Origin of the sequence: Vineibacter terrae, from assembly GCF_008039615.1 — a bacterium.
Classification (GTDB): Bacteria; Pseudomonadota; Alphaproteobacteria; order Reyranellales; family Reyranellaceae; genus Vineibacter; species Vineibacter terrae.
Map to the genome: position 1 here is coordinate 59,428 of NZ_VDUZ01000018.1, position 13,664 is coordinate 73,091.

At 69.1% G+C, this 13,664-nt stretch carries 13 protein-coding genes; 5 read left to right on the forward strand and 8 right to left on the reverse strand.

Annotated elements, in window-relative coordinates; all coding sequences use genetic code 11:
* The first annotated feature begins 19 nt into the window (after positions 1-19).
* A complete protein-coding gene (locus FHP25_RS16905) occupies positions 20-907 on the forward strand; it encodes a DUF882 domain-containing protein (RefSeq protein ID WP_147848116.1) in 888 nt (295 codons plus the stop codon).
* Between the two features lie 70 nt (positions 908-977).
* Here the strand turns inward: FHP25_RS16905 and FHP25_RS16910 are convergent, their stop codons facing one another.
* Positions 978-1,448 (reverse strand): Dps family protein, encoded by a 471-nt coding sequence (locus tag FHP25_RS16910; protein ID WP_147848117.1) that lies wholly within the window; start codon positions 1,446-1,448, stop codon positions 978-980.
* Between the two features lie 190 nt (positions 1,449-1,638).
* On the opposite strand from FHP25_RS16910, the gene FHP25_RS16915 reads away from it, so the two are divergent.
* Positions 1,639-2,160 (forward strand): O-acetyl-ADP-ribose deacetylase, encoded by a 522-nt coding sequence (locus tag FHP25_RS16915; RefSeq protein ID WP_231712358.1) that lies wholly within the window; start codon positions 1,639-1,641, stop codon positions 2,158-2,160.
* Between the two features lie 5 nt (positions 2,161-2,165).
* Here FHP25_RS16915 and FHP25_RS16920 read toward each other — a convergent pair whose 3' ends face one another.
* Entirely contained in the window at positions 2,166-2,738 is a 573-nt protein-coding gene (locus tag FHP25_RS16920; protein WP_147848118.1) for a DUF924 family protein, read from the reverse strand.
* A 74-nt stretch (positions 2,739-2,812) separates the two neighbouring features.
* On the opposite strand from FHP25_RS16920, the gene FHP25_RS16925 reads away from it, so the two are divergent.
* Together FHP25_RS16925 and FHP25_RS16930 are read left to right on the forward strand one after the other, a co-directional pair.
* A complete protein-coding gene (locus FHP25_RS16925) occupies positions 2,813-4,381 on the forward strand; it encodes an alkaline phosphatase family protein (RefSeq protein ID WP_147848119.1) in 1,569 nt (522 codons plus the stop codon).
* Positions 4,382-4,495: 114 nt separating this feature from the next.
* Positions 4,496-5,623 (forward strand): TAXI family TRAP transporter solute-binding subunit, encoded by a 1,128-nt coding sequence (locus FHP25_RS16930; protein WP_147848120.1) that lies wholly within the window; start codon positions 4,496-4,498, stop codon positions 5,621-5,623.
* Positions 5,624-5,723: 100 nt separating this feature from the next.
* On the opposite strand, the gene FHP25_RS16935 is transcribed toward FHP25_RS16930, so the two are convergent.
* The gene (locus FHP25_RS16935) at positions 5,724-6,392 is read right to left on the reverse strand and encodes a glutathione S-transferase family protein (protein WP_147848121.1); all 669 of its coding nucleotides are present in this window, start codon (positions 6,390-6,392) and stop codon (positions 5,724-5,726) included.
* A gap of 93 nt (positions 6,393-6,485) precedes the next feature.
* Between FHP25_RS16935 and FHP25_RS16940 the strand changes: the two genes are divergently transcribed.
* The gene (locus FHP25_RS16940; RefSeq protein ID WP_231712360.1) at positions 6,486-7,868 is read left to right on the forward strand and encodes a leucyl aminopeptidase family protein; all 1,383 of its coding nucleotides are present in this window, start codon (positions 6,486-6,488) and stop codon (positions 7,866-7,868) included.
* An 85-nt stretch (positions 7,869-7,953) separates the two neighbouring features.
* On the opposite strand, the gene FHP25_RS16945 is transcribed toward FHP25_RS16940, so the two are convergent.
* From FHP25_RS16945 to FHP25_RS16965, 5 genes are read right to left on the reverse strand one after another with little or no spacing between them, the layout of a single operon-like run.
* Complete coding sequence (locus FHP25_RS16945) at positions 7,954-8,931, reverse strand: glycosyltransferase family 2 protein (protein WP_178133579.1); 978 nt, start codon at positions 8,929-8,931, stop codon at positions 7,954-7,956.
* A 1-nt stretch (position 8,932) separates the two neighbouring features.
* A complete protein-coding gene (locus FHP25_RS16950) occupies positions 8,933-9,877 on the reverse strand; it encodes a 2-hydroxyacid dehydrogenase (RefSeq protein WP_147848123.1) in 945 nt (314 codons plus the stop codon).
* Positions 9,878-9,888: 11 nt separating this feature from the next.
* A complete protein-coding gene (locus FHP25_RS16955; RefSeq protein ID WP_147848124.1) occupies positions 9,889-11,550 on the reverse strand; it encodes an ABC transporter ATP-binding protein in 1,662 nt (553 codons plus the stop codon).
* Positions 11,550-12,575 carry an ABC transporter permease gene (locus tag FHP25_RS16960; RefSeq protein WP_147848125.1) on the reverse strand — a complete coding sequence of 342 codons (1,026 nt, stop codon included), beginning with the start codon at positions 12,573-12,575 and terminating at the stop codon, positions 11,550-11,552. Before FHP25_RS16960 ends, FHP25_RS16955 begins: the two co-directional genes overlap by 1 nt.
* Positions 12,572-13,660 (reverse strand): microcin C ABC transporter permease YejB, encoded by a 1,089-nt coding sequence (locus FHP25_RS16965; protein WP_147848126.1) that lies wholly within the window; start codon positions 13,658-13,660, stop codon positions 12,572-12,574. Before FHP25_RS16965 ends, FHP25_RS16960 begins: the two co-directional genes overlap by 4 nt.
* Positions 13,661-13,664 lie beyond the last annotated feature (4 nt).

Below are 13,664 nucleotides of genomic sequence, written 5' to 3' on the forward strand. Positions count from 1 at the left end.
GCAGCGGAGTGAAGCGTTCATGACGGCCGCAAAGTTTGTAACGGCGTTGCTGGCGTTCGGTGTCGGCATGTCGATCGTTTCTTCCGGAATGGCGCAGTCGACGGCATTGCCGCCGGCGGTGAAGCAAGCTCCCCCCAAAAAGGTCACAGCCAAGCGGGCGGTCGCGACGGCGCAGAAGCCGGTCACCAAGCCTGTGGCCGCTTCCCGCAACGTCAAGGGCACGGCCACCCGCCCGGCGACGGTCGCGAAGACGACGGGATCGAAAACCGCTGTCGGCAAGCCGGGCCAGCAGGTGGCGGCGCGGCAGGTCGCGCGCGGGCCGGTGGCGCGGGCCAATGGCGGGCGGGCGATCAGCTCGCGGGCGCCCTCGACGCTGCGCAGCACGCGCTTCGGCGCCGTGCCGGTGATGCCTTCGCTCTATGCTCCGCCGCAGGAGAAGCTGCCGCCGCCGCCCGATGACGGCAGCCCGCGGACGCTGTCGTTCTATTCCGTCAACACCCAGGAATCGGTCACGGTCACCTACCGGCGCGACGGCCGCTATGTGCAGTCCGAGCTCGACAAGGTGAACGCGTTCCTGCGCGATTCGCGCAACGGCGATCAGGTCCAGATGGACCCGCAGCTGTTCGACGTGCTGTGGCACGTGCAGCGCAACCTGGGCACGGACGGCCCCTACCAGGTGCTGTCGGCCTATCGCTCGCCGGAGACCAATGCCTGGCTGGCCAGCGCCAGCCGCGGCGTGGCCTCCGACAGCCTGCACATGCGCGGCCAGGCGATGGACGTGAAGCTGCCGGGCTTCTCGCCGTACCAGATCCGCGAGGCGGCGCGCGCGCTGGGCCTCGGCGGCGTCGGCTACTACCCGCGTTCAGGCTTCGTGCACCTCGACACCGGGCCGGTGCGCTACTGGTGATGCCGCGCTTGGATGCGCGCAAACAAAAAGGCCGGCGGATGCCGGCCTTTTCTTTTGCCGTCGCGCCGGCTCAGCCGACGTGGCTGCGCAGCATCCAGGCCGCCTTGGCGAGCGCATCCATCCGCTCGATCATGAGGTCGCCGCTCTCGGCATCGCCCAGACTCTCGGCAAGCTCGCGCGCCACGCGGCAGCGCTGCACCAGGCTGTCGTTGTCGGCCGCCAGCTGCTCGCACATCTGGCTCCAGCTCTCGCCGCCTTTGGCTTCCGTCAGAGTCGCGATCTTGCCGTAGACCGCGAAGCCGCCCGGTGCCGGATAGCCCAGCGTGCGGATCCGCTCGGCGATCTCGTCGACGGCGGCGTGCAGCGCCTCGTACTGGCCACCGAACAGGGTATGCAGCCCCTGGAAGTTCGGTCCCGTCACGTTCCAATGGAAGTTGTGCGTCTTCAGCGCCAGCAGGTAGTGGTCGGCCAGAATCGGCCCCAGCGACTCGGCGACCTGCTTGCGGGCGTTGTCGGACAGCCCCAGGCTGACAGCAGCCATTTCTTGCTCCTTCTTTTCTGTTGCCTGCTCCAATGTAGTGCCGATTTCCGGGGGCTCAACCGCGACGTTCGCGCACGGCGGAATGGTTGCCGCGGAGGTGATGCATGACAAGCAAAGTGTGGCTGGATATGCGCGCCGCCCTGAAGCCGCCGTCGCGGGGGGCGCAGGGCTGACGGCAATGGAGGCAGCGATGATGACATGGAAGGAGCATGTTGAAATCGTCGAAGGCGACATCACCGCGCTCGATGTCGATGCCATCGTGAACGCGGCCAACGAGACGCTGCTGGGCGGTGGCGGTGTCGACGGCGCCATCCACCGTGCCGCCGGGCCAGGGCTGCTGGCGCAATGCCGCGCGCTCGATGGCTGCCTCACCGGCCAGGCGAAGATCACCGACGGCCATGACCTGAAGGCGCGGTATGTCATCCACACCGTCGGCCCGATATGGCGCGGCGGCAGCCATGGCGAGGCCGCGCTGCTGGCGTCGTGCTATCAGACGTCGCTGGCGCTGGCCGATGCGCACCGGCTGCGCTCGATCGCCTTTCCCGCGATCAGCACCGGCGTCTACGGCTATCCCTGGGAGGGGGCCACCCGCGTCGCGATGACCGAAGCCGGTGCCTACCTGAAGGCCGAGGGCTCGATCGAGCGGCTCATCTTCTGCTGCTTCGGCCGCCCGATGTTCGACCTCTACCAGCGCACGCTCGCGGCGGCGTGACGGGACTACTGGCCGTAGCGCTCGTGCGGCGCGCTCAGATAGGCCGCTTCGCCGAGGGTGTCCATCCGGCCCAGCGCCGCGTTGCGGTGCGGGAACCGTCCGAAGCGCACCACGATGTCGCGATGCCCGACGGCATATTTGAAGGCGCCCGGCCGGCTCACCGGCCACAGCAACCCGACGCAGCGATTCTGATCGCCGCGCGACTCGCTGTGGTGGAACGGCATGTACAGGAAGGCGCGCTGATAGGGCGGCAGGCGCTGGTCGAAGCCGCGCACCACCGCGGACCGGGCGACACGCCGGGCGCGGGCGTCGCCGGAGAAGGCGCGCGGGCTGCCGCGGAACACATTGCGCGTCATCTGGTCCAGCAGCAGGCACAGCGCCAGCGCGCCGCGCGGCGACGACGCCAGATGGTTCAGGCGGCCATGCAGCGCCTTCTCGATATCGGCCCCGAAGCGGCGGGCGATATCCGCATCGATGGCCGGCGTGCCGTTGAACCACATGGCACGGTCGCGGCCATGGCCCGGATCATCCGGCGGCAGGAACCAGTAGTCGAGAATGCGGGAGGCGAGGCCGGCCATTCCGGATCGGTATCAGGGATCGGGCAATGGCGCTATGCTCATGATCGTCCCTGACACTTGGTTCCCTGGATCCCATGCGCGCCGTTCGCAACGTCCTCTTCATCATGTGCGACCAGCTGCGCGCCGATCACCTGTCGTGCGCCGGCCACCCGCATCTGAAGACACCCAACATCGACGCGCTGGCGCGCCGGGGCGTGCTGTTCCCGCGTGCCTATGTGCAGTCGGCGGTGTGCGGACCCTCGCGCATGTCGTTCTACACCGGCCGCTACATGTTCAGCCATGGCGCGACATGGAACCGCGTGCCGCTGAGCGTGCGCGAGAAGACGATCGGTGACTACCTGCGGCCCGCCGGAATGCGCGTCGCGCTGGCGGGCAAGACGCATGTGCTGCCCGACCTGGACGGGCTGGAGCGCTACGGCATCGAGGCCGGCTCGGCGTTCGCCACCTTGCTGCGCCAAGGCGGCTTCGAGGAGCTCGACCGCTATGACGGTCATTCGCCGCCCGGCGGCGAGAGCGGCTACCCGGCCTTCCTGCGCCGGCACGGCTACCGCGCGGATGACCCGTGGAGCGAGTTCGTGATCGCCGCCGATGGTCCTGATGGCGAGACCCTGTCGGGCTGGCACATGCGCAACGCGCGGCTGCCCGCCCGCGTGCAGGAGGCGCACTCCGAGACCGCCTATATGACCGACCAGGCGCTGCGCTTCATCGAGGCGCAGGGCGACAAGCCCTGGTTCCTGCACCTGAGCTACGTCAAGCCGCATTGGCCCTATATGGCGCCGGCGCCGTATCACGCGCTCTACGGGCCGCAGGATTGCCTGGTGCCGAACCGTAGCGCCGCCGAGCTCGAGGACCAGCATCCGGTGCTGGCGGCCTATCGCCAGCACGAAGAGTCGGTGAGCTTCAGCCGTCCCGATGGCCCCGCGACGGTGCGGCCCACCTATATGGGGTTGATCGCGCAGATCGACGATCACCTGGGCCGCCTGTTCGCGGCCATGGAGCGCCTCGGCCGCTTCGACGACACCTTGATCGTCTTCACCGCCGACCACGGCGATTTCCTGGGCGACCATTGGCTGGGCGAGAAGGAGATCTTCTACGAGGAGGCGGTGAGGGTGCCGTTCATCCTGGTCGATCCCGACCCGGCGGCCGCGGCGGCGCGCGGCACGGTCGACCGGCGCTTCGTGGAAGGCGTCGATGTCCTGCCCACCGTCCTGGACGCGCTCGGCCTGCCGCCGGCGCGCCATCTCATCGAAGGGCGCTCGCTGCTGCCGCTGACGCGGCCGGGCGCGGCGGCGCCGGCCTGGCGCGACGCGGTCTTCTCGGAGCTGGACTACGCCTTCCGCGAGGCGCGCCGCCTGCTGGGCCGCCACCCGCGCGACTGCCGCGCCTTCATGGTCCGCACCGAGCGCTGGAAATATGTCTGGTGGCTGGATTTCCCGCCGCAGCTGTTCGACCTTGTCGAAGACCCGCACGAGATGGCCGATCGCGGCCGCGATCCCGGCTACGCTCAGGTGCGCGATGAGATGCAGGCCCGCCTGTTCGACTGGATGCGCGGGCGCAAGACGCGGGTGACGGTCGACGATGCCTATGTCGAGGCCCGCACCGCCAGCCACAAGAAGCACGGCATCTTTTTCGGTGTCTGGTAGGGCGCGTGTTGAAACCACGGCGATCGCCGGTGGCCTGGTGTCGCGGGATCGCCAAGCGGGACAGGTGATGAGCCTACTCTTGAAGCAGCAGCGTGGCCGGCGCAGGGCGGTTTCGTGGCGTTCCGGCACGGCCATGTGATCGGCATGCGGTATATGCAGTGGCTGAACGCGTTGTCCTTGCCGTCGCCGCGATGTACGGTGCCGCCGCGTTGCGTGCCGCAGAGGCCGTCCGTGTTCAGCCGTCGTCACTTCTTCGCTTCGACCCTTGCCGCCACCGTGCCATACGGTGCGCCCCTGCGCGCGCAGCCGGTGGTCGAGCACCACTTTCTGATCGGGGCCGGGCCGATCGGCGGCACCTATTTTCCGGTGGCCGGCCTGATCGCCACCGCCATCAGCAATCCGCCCGGCGGCCGTCCCTGCGAAGCCGGCGGCAATTGCGGCGTGCCCGGCCTGGTGGCCGACGCGCTCGCGACCCAGGGCTCGGTCGAGAATTTGCGCAAGATTGCTGATGGCAGCATGGAGTCCGGCCTGGCCCAGGCCGATGTCGCGTTAGCGGCCTATAAGGGCGAGGACGCGTTCACCGGCCGCGCGCTCAGCGGGCTGCGCGCGATGGCGAATCTTTTTCCGGAGACCGTCCACGTGGTGATCCGGCGCGGCTCCGGCCTGGAGAGCATCGCCGATCTGCGGGGCCACACCGTTTCGCTGGGCGAGCGCGAGTCTGGCGCGCTGTCGATCTCGCAGCGGCTGCTGTCGGCCTTCGGCGTGGGCCGGCGGGACATCGATGCGCTCTACCTGTCGCCGCAGGCGGCCAGCGGCCGGCTGCGCGAGGGCACGATCGATGCCTTCATCATGATCGCCGGCCAGCCGGCGCCGCTGCTGAGCGCGATGGCGCAGCAATCGCCCATCGACCTGCTGCCGGTGCCGGCGCCGGTCGTCGAGCGCATGCGCGAGACCCAGCCCGACATCACCGAGACCACGGTCGCGGCCGGCCTCTACGACGGCATCGACGCGCATCCCTCGATTGCGGTCAACGCGCAGTGGCTGGTGGCCGAGCGCGTCGATCCCGACATCGTCTATGGCAGCTTGCGGGCGTTGTTCCATCCCGCCATGCGCGGCCGGCTCGACCGCGGCTCGCCGAGCGCCGCCGCGATCCGGGTGGAGACAGCGCTCGATGGCCTCACCGTGCCGCTGCATCCCGGCGCGACCCGCTTCTACAAGGAGCGCGGCCTGATCAAGGATTGAGGCCGGGCCGCGCCGCTCCAGCGGCGCATCATGGTCGCCGGCAAGGCCAAGCCACATCAACCACAGCAAGACGCCGCTGGAGCGGCGCGGCCCGACCAGATCACCGGAACTCGTACTCGGCGACCAGCCAGGGCTCGTGACGGGCGGCGTCGCACCATTCCTTCATGGCGTCGTGCCCCATCACCGCATCGCTGTAGCGTTGCGCCTCGCTGTCGAGCTTGACGCCATAGGTGCGGAAGCGGGTGACGATCGGCGCGAACATGGCGTCGGCGACGCCGAACGTGCCGAACAGGAAACCGTCGTCGCGGGGCGAGGAGCCGGCGAAGCGCTTGCGGCAGTCAAGCCACATGCCGACGATGCGCTGCACCTGGGCCAGCACCTCCGGGGTGTGGCCGTGACCGGGAAAGGAGGCGCGGATGTTCATCGGCATCTCGCGGCGCAGCTCGGCGAAGCTTGAATGCATCTCGGCTGCAACGGAGCGCGCGACCGCGCGCGCTGCCGCGGCCTCCGGCCATAACTTGGCTTCGGGCCTCAGCTCGTGCAGGTACTCGCCGATCGACAGTGAATCCCAGATCGACAGGCCACCATGGGTCAGCACCGGCAGCAGGCCGGATGGCGAATAGCGCGCCACCTGCGTCTTGCTGTCCGGTTCATAAAGCCGCACGAGAACTTCCTCGAAATCGATTCCGGCCGCCTTGCAGACCAGCCAGCCGCGCAACGACCACGACGAATAGTTCTTGTTGCCGATCACCAGGGTGAATTCGCTCATCACGTCCTCGCCGCGACTTTGCACATTGCCAGCGCGACCGATTCCCGATCATGCTGGGGGTTCGTCGCCGAACATAACAACACGGAGGATACCGTGTCGCTGCCGTTTCTCGACCGTGCGCCCGCTGCTGTCCCCGTGGCGGTCGTGGCACCATCCGACTGGACGGCATGGCTGAAGCGGCAATCGGCGCCGGCGCGGACATGGTTGCAGGCGTCGGGTATCAGCGGCAAGTCGGGCGATTTCGCGCTGCTGCCCGGCGACGAGGGCCGCGCCCAGCTCGCAGTCCTGGTGCGCTCGGCCACGTCGACGATGTGGGATTATGGCGCGCTGGCAGGCAAGCTGCCGGCCGGCGACTATTGCCTCGTCGGCGACACCGCCCCGGTCTCGACCGCCGATGCCTGCATCGCCTTCGCGCTCGGATCATGGCGGTTCACGCGGTACCGTGGCGACGTCAAGTCGCAGCCGCGGCTGGTTTGGCCCGCGAAATGCGACCGCGGCGCCGTCGAGCGCACGGTGAACGGCATCTGCCTGGCGCGCGACCTGATCACGACGCCGTCCAACGACATGGGGCCGGCGGAGCTCGCCGCGGCGGCCCGGCAGCTGGCGCGCCGGCATCGGGCGCGCTTCTCGGTCATCGCCGGCAACGAGCTGCTGCGTCGCAACTATCCCGTGATCCATGCCGTTGGCCGCGCCTCGACACGCGCACCACGCCTGGTCGACATCGTCTGGGGCCGGCCGAGCGCGCCCAAGGTCACGCTGGTCGGCAAGGGGGTCTGCTTCGACTCGGGCGGCCTCGACCTGAAGCCTGCGTCCGGCATGCTGATGATGAAGAAGGATATGGGCGGCGCGGCCACGGTGCTGGCCGCCGCTGCCATGGTGATGGCGGCGCGCCTGAATGTGCGCCTGCGCGTGCTGATTCCGGCGGTCGAGAACAGCGTCTCCGGCAACGCCTTCCGGCCGCTCGATGTCATCAAGTCGCGCAAGGGCGTCACGGTCGAGATCGGCAACACCGACGCCGAAGGCCGCCTGATCCTGTGCGACGCACTGGCCGAGGCGGCGCGGGAGGAGCCGGCGCTGATCATCGACGTTGCGACCCTGACGGGGGCTGCGCGCGTCGCCCTGGGGCCCGACGTGCCGGCGCTGTTCAGCAACGACGACGAGTTGGCCGACTCCTTGCTCAAAGCCGCCAAGGAACGCGAGGATCCGCTGTGGCGCCTGCCGCTGTGGCGCGGCTATCGCCGCTTCCTCGACAGCAAGGTGGCCGACATCAACAACGCCGGCCAGTCGCCGTTCGGCGGCGCCATTACCGCCGCCTTGTTCCTTCAGACTTTCGTGCCCGACTCCGTGCCCTGGGCGCATATCGACACCATGGCCTGGAACCAGACCAGCCAGCCCGGCCGTCCCGAAGGCGGCGAGGCCATGGGCGCGCGCGCGATCTACGGCATGCTGGCGGCGAAATACCCACCCCGGCGGTGACGCAAGGGCCGGGCCGCGTCGCTCCAGCGACGCTCATGGCAATCGGTCGGATGAGCGCCGCTGGAGTGGCGCGGCCCGACCCTTGTCATCGCTGCACCCCGAACGGAACCGCCCGCCGCGGCGCGACATCGGCGCGGCGGGTGCGCCAACAGGTGCAGATGCCGGCCAGCGTGCCCATCACCACCTCGCGCAAGGCGGCAAGCGCCAGCTTGTCGCCGCGCAGGGTGTAGACGAGCGCTGCCGCGACGCCGGGCGAAAGGCGGCTGCCCCACAGGAGCTGGTACAGCATGATCGCCGCGGCGCGGTGCGCCGGCCAGTACTCGAGGTGCCCCAGGGTCGCGTTGTGGATCAGGTCGCGCAAGGCACCCTGATCGAGCTGGTTGCGCTGATCGGAGTCCGGACGCACCGAAGGATAGTGGTCGACCAGCACGGCCGGGTCGTAGACCAGGGTCCAGCCGGCCAGCCGGATGGCGCCGCCGAACAGCGCTTCGTTGGCGACTTGCGCTCCCCGGCCGCGCAGGCGCCGGTCGAAGCGCAGCGCGCCTATGGCGCGGCGACGGAAGGCCATGCAGACGCCCTTCAGCGCTTCGACCTCGCGCGCCGGTCCGACGCCGCAATTGTGGTTGCCCTCGACACGGCCGTACCAGGTGCTGACGCCGACACGGGTCCGCGGCGGCCAGTCGTCCTTGCGGTTGTCCTGGAAGATGCGGTCGCGGCCGCCGACGCCGCCCACGCGTGCATCGGCCTGGAAGTGGCCCGCGATGCGCTCCAGCCAGTCGGGATGCGGCGCCGCGTCGTCATCGGTCATGGCCACGGCCTCGCCGACGGCATGCTCCAGGCCGATGTTCAGCGCCGCCACGACGCCGGGCACGTCCACGACGTGCACCTGCATCGCCAGGCCGCCGGCGTCGTAGCCGGCCAGCAGCGCGGCCGTGGCGCTGTCGCTGTCGCGGCGCACGACATTGACGCGCGCGGCCGGCAACGTCTGCCGCTTCAGCGCGTCCAGGCATTGCCGCAGATCGTCGGGCCGCTTGTAGGTCGGCACGATGACCGTGATGTCCATGTCAATAGCCGGCATTCCGGTCGATCAGGTTGACGAGCGCCGCGCCGGCGCGCAGGCGACGCACGTTCTGGGCCACGCTTTCGGCTGCGGTGCGCGGATTGGTCGGCCCGGCGATATGCGGCGTCACCTTGATCTTCGGGTGCGTCCAGAACGGATGGTCGGCCGGCAGCGGCTCGGCGTGGAAGACGTCGAGCGCCGCGCCGGCGAGATGGCCGCTGTCCAGCGCCGCGATGAGGTCGTCGTCGACCACATGCCCACCGCGCGCCATGTTGATAAAGAAGGCGCCCCGAGGCAGCAGGGTGAACGCGCGCGCGTCCAGCATGCCGGCGGTCTGCGGTGTCATCGGCAGCACGTCGATCAGGATGTCGGTGCGCTGCAGGAAGGCCGTGAGCCCGGCGGCGCCGCTGAAGCATTCGATGCCGTCGATGGCGCGCGGCGAGCGGCTCCAGCCGGCCGTGGCGAAGCCCAGCCCCGCGATCTTGCTTGCGGTGTCGGCGCCGATCTCGCCCAGGCCCATGACGCCGACGCGGCGGGTGGCGGTGTCGGTGAACGGCACCTCGTGCCAGCGCCGCTGGCGCTGCTGCGTGCCGTAGGCTTCCATGTCGCGGTGATGGTGCAGCGTCCAGTAGATCGCGTACTCGGCCATCTGTCCGACCAGGCCGGGATCGATGACCCGCACGATGGGCACGTCCGGCAGCGCCGGATCGACCAGCAGGTGGTCGACGCCCATGCCCGTCGAGACGATCAGGCGCAGGTTGGGCAGGCGTGCCAGCGCACCAGGCGGCGGCTTCCAGGCCAGCGCGATCGCGATGTCCTGCGCATCGCCGATGTCCGGCCAGGCGCGCAGGTCGATTGCCTCGCCCAGCGCGGCGCCCAGCCGCTGGCGCCAGCCGTCGGCGTCGCCGCCGCCCTGCGCATCGGAGACATAGGCGAAGGCGGCGGACATCGCCGGGCCGCTCACTGCGCCACGACGCCGGCGTCGGCGCCGATCGGCTCGAGGTTGAAGGCGGCCGCGATCAGCGCCTTGGTGTAGGGCGTCTGCGGCGCTTCGAAGATCTGCCGGGCCGTGCCGCGCTCGACCACCACGCCGCCCTGCATCACCATCACCTCGTCGGCCAGCGCGCGCACCACCTTCAGGTCGTGGCTGATGAAGAGATAGGCGAGCTTGTGCCGCGCCTGCAGGTCGCGCAACAGATCGACGATCTGGGCCTGCACGCTCATGTCGAGCGCCGATGTCGGCTCGTCGAGCACGACGAAGCGCGGCTTCAGCACCATGGCGCGTGCGATCGCGATGCGCTGGCGCTGGCCGCCCGAGAACTCGTGCGGATAGCGGTCGCGCATCGATGGGTCGAGGCCGACCTCGCTCAGCACGTCGTCGACGAGCTGCCGGCGTTCCGCCGGGTTGCGGGCGATCCCGTGCACGTCCAGGCCCTCGCCCACGATCTGCTCGATCGACATGCGCGGGCTGAGCGACCCGTAGGGATCCTGGAACACGATCTGCATCTCGCGGCGCAGCGGCCGCAGCTGATGCGGCGGCACCGTGCGCAGGTCGCGCCCGTCGAAGCGGATGGTGCCCTCGCTGCGCTCCAGCCGCAGCAGGGCCAGGCCCAGAGTCGTCTTGCCGGAGCCGCTTTCGCCCACCACGCCCACGGTGTGGCCGGCGCGCAGCTCGATCGACACCCCGTCGACCGCCTTGATGTAGCTGACCGTGCGGCGCAGCAGGCCGCGCTTGATCGGGAAATGCACCTTCACGTCGCCGGCGGCCAGCACCACCGGCGCATCGGGCGCGCCGGCCAGCGGCCGTCCCTTGGGCTCGGCCGACAGCAGGTGCTTGGTGTAGGTATGCGAGGGCTGGTCGAAGACCTGCGCCACCGGCCCCTGCTCGACAATCTCGCCCTTGCTCATCACGCAGACGCGGTCGGCCATCTTGCGCACGATGCCGAGGTCATGAGTGATGAACAGCAGCGCCATGCCGTAGCGCTTCTGCAGGGTCTTCAGCAGCTTGAGGATCTGCGCCTGGATGGTGACGTCCAGCGCCGTGGTCGGCTCGTCGGCGATCAGCAGGTCGGGCTCGTTGGCCAGCGCCATCGCGATCATGACCCGCTGCCGCTGCCCGCCGGAAAGCTGGTGCGGGTAGGCGTCCAGCCGCTTGGCGGCCTCGGGGATGCCGACCTGCGTCAGCAGGTCCAGCGTGCGCGCCCGTGCCGCGTCGCGTGTCAGGCCCTTGTGCAGCAGCAGGGTCTCGCTGACCTGACGCTCGATCGTGTGCAGCGGGTTCAGCGACGTCATCGGCTCCTGGAAGATCATGGCGATGCGGTTGCCGCGCACGGCGCGCAGCGCATCGGCCGGGGCGCCGATCAGCTCCTCGCCGCGGAACTTGATGCTGCCGCCCGGGTGCCGCGCCATCGGGTAAGGCAGAAGCTGCAGGACGGACAGCGCCGTCACCGACTTGCCCGAGCCGGATTCGCCGACCAGGGCCAGGGTCTCGCCGGCCGCGATGGTGAAGGACACCTTGCGCACGGCATGCACGGCGGCAGCGCCGGCGCCGAAATCGACGGACAGGTCGCGGACCTCGAGCAGCGGTCCGGTCTGGGGGGTGTTGGAGTCAGCGGCTGGCATCAGGCGAGGGTCTTGCGCGGGTCGAACGCGTCACGCACGGCTTCGCCGATGAATATCAGCAGAGTGAGCATGATGGCGACTACGAAAAAGCCGGTCAGGGCCAGCCAGGGTGCCTGGAGGTTGTTCTTGCCCTGCAGCAGCAGCTCGCCCAGTGACGGCGAGCCCGCCGGCAGGCCGAAGCCCAGGAAGTCCAGCGCAGTCAACACCGTGACCGAGCCGGCCGCGACGAAGGGCATGTAGGTGAGGGTCGAGACCATGGCGTTGGGCAGGACATGCCGGATCATGATCGTGAGGTCCCTGGCGCCCAGGGCCCGGGCGGCCCGGACATAGTCGAAGTTGCGTGCCCGCAGGAACTCGGCACGCACCAGCCCGACCAGGGCCGTCCAGCTGAACAGCAGCATGATCGCCAGCAGCGAGAAGAAGGTGGGTGCGACGATGCTGGCCATCAGGATCAGGATGTAGAGCTGCGGCAGGCTCGACCACAGCTCGAGGAAGCGCTGGAACAGCAGGTCGACGAGGCCGCCGAAATAGCCCTGGACCGCCCCGGCGGCGATCCCGACCAGGGAGCTGAAGACCGTCAGGATCAGGCCGAACAGAATGGAGATGCGCAGGCCGTAGATCAGCCGGGCCACGACGTCACGCGCCTGGTCGTCCGTGCCCAGCAGGTTGCGCGCCGTCGGCGGCGTCGGCGCCGTCATCCCGAGATCCCTGACGGCATTGAAGTAGTTGTAGGGGATCGGCGGCCACAGCGCCCAGCCCTTGGCATCGATCTGACGGACAATCTCCTTGTCGGCGAAATCGGCGGTGATGCCGAGGTCGCCGCCGAATGTCGTATCCGTGTAGTCGTGGAAGATCGGAAGATAGAAGGCGCCGTCGTAGCGCACCAGGATCGGGCGGTCGTTGGCGATCAGCTCCGCGAACAGGGTCACGAGGAAGATCACGCTGAAGAGCACCAGGGACCAGTAGCCGCGCTTGTTGGCGCGGAAGATCGCCAGCCGCCGTCGGGTGAGGGGCGAGAGGGTCATGCGCCGCGGCTTTCGAAGTCGATGCGCGGGTCGACCAGCACGTACATCAAATCGCCGATCAGCCCCATGATCAGCCCCAGCAGCGAGAACACCCAGAGCGTGCCGAAGATCAGCGAGTAGTCGCGGTTGATGGCGGCGTTGAAGCCCAGGTATCCCAGGCCATCGAGCGAGAAGATGACCTCGATCAGCAGTGAGCCCGTGAACAGCACGGCGATGAAGGCGGCGGGGAAGCCGGCGATCACGATCAGCATGGAATTGCGGAACACGTGGCCGTAGAGCACGCGGCGCTCGCTCAATCCCTTGGCGCGGGCCGTCTGCACGTACTGCTTGCGGATCTCGTCCAGGAACGAGTTCTTGGTCAGCATGGTGAGCGTCGCGAACCCGCCGATCACCATGGCCAGGATCGGAAGGGCCATGTGCCAGAAATAGTCCAGGATCTTCTCGCCCAGCGGCAGGCTGGACCAGTCCGGCGATACCAGCCCCTGGCGCGGGAAGATGTTCCAGTAGCTGCCGCCGGCGAACAGCACGACCAGCAGGATGGCGAAGAGGAAGCTGGGGATGGCGTTGCCGACGATCACCACCGACGAGGTGGCGATGTCGAAGCGCGAGCCGTCGCGCACCGCCTTGGCCACGCCCAGTGGTATCGAGATCAGGTAGATCAGCAGCGTCGTCCACAGCCCCAGCGATACCGAGACCGGCAGCTTGGAGATGATGGCGTCCAGCACCGGCTGGCCGCTCAGCGAGCTGTTGCCGAGGTTGAAGGTGGCGTAGTTGCCCAGCAGCAGCAGGTAGCGCTCATGGATGGGCCGGTCGAAGCCGTACTGCTTCTTGATGCGCTCGATCACCTCCGGCGGGATGCCGCGGGCGCCGCGCGAGGTGCCGGTGTCGCCGGCCTGGGCGCTCGGGCCGCCTTCGCCGCCGCCGCTGAAGCGCGCCGTCGGGTCACCGGCGCGGCCCTGCAGCTGGGCGATGGCGCGGTCGACCGGACCGCCCGGCGCCGCCTGGATGATGAAGAAGTTGAGGGTGATGATGCCGAGCAATGTCGGCACCATCAGCAGCAGCCGGCGCAGGATGTAGGCGGTCACGGCC

Bases quoted from the DNA above. Each gene is read 5' to 3' on its own strand.
- FHP25_RS16905 (WP_147848116.1), top strand. From the start codon at position 20: ATGACGGCCGCAAAGTTTGTAACGGCGTTGCTGGCGTTCGGTGTCGGC.
- FHP25_RS16910 (WP_147848117.1), bottom strand. From the start codon at position 1,448: ATGGCTGCTGTCAGCCTGGGGCTGTCCGACAACGCCCGCAAGCAGGTC.
- FHP25_RS16915 (WP_231712358.1), top strand. From the start codon at position 1,639: ATGATGACATGGAAGGAGCATGTTGAAATCGTCGAAGGCGACATCACC.
- FHP25_RS16920 (WP_147848118.1), bottom strand. From the start codon at position 2,738: ATGGCCGGCCTCGCCTCCCGCATTCTCGACTACTGGTTCCTGCCGCCG.
- FHP25_RS16925 (WP_147848119.1), top strand. From the start codon at position 2,813: ATGCGCGCCGTTCGCAACGTCCTCTTCATCATGTGCGACCAGCTGCGC.
- FHP25_RS16935 (WP_147848121.1), bottom strand. From the start codon at position 6,392: ATGAGCGAATTCACCCTGGTGATCGGCAACAAGAACTATTCGTCGTGG.
- FHP25_RS16945 (WP_178133579.1), bottom strand. From the start codon at position 8,931: ATGGACATCACGGTCATCGTGCCGACCTACAAGCGGCCCGACGATCTG.
- FHP25_RS16950 (WP_147848123.1), bottom strand. From the start codon at position 9,877: ATGTCCGCCGCCTTCGCCTATGTCTCCGATGCGCAGGGCGGCGGCGAC.
- FHP25_RS16955 (WP_147848124.1), bottom strand. From the start codon at position 11,550: ATGCCAGCCGCTGACTCCAACACCCCCCAGACCGGACCGCTGCTCGAG.
- FHP25_RS16960 (WP_147848125.1), bottom strand. From the start codon at position 12,575: ATGACCCTCTCGCCCCTCACCCGACGGCGGCTGGCGATCTTCCGCGCC.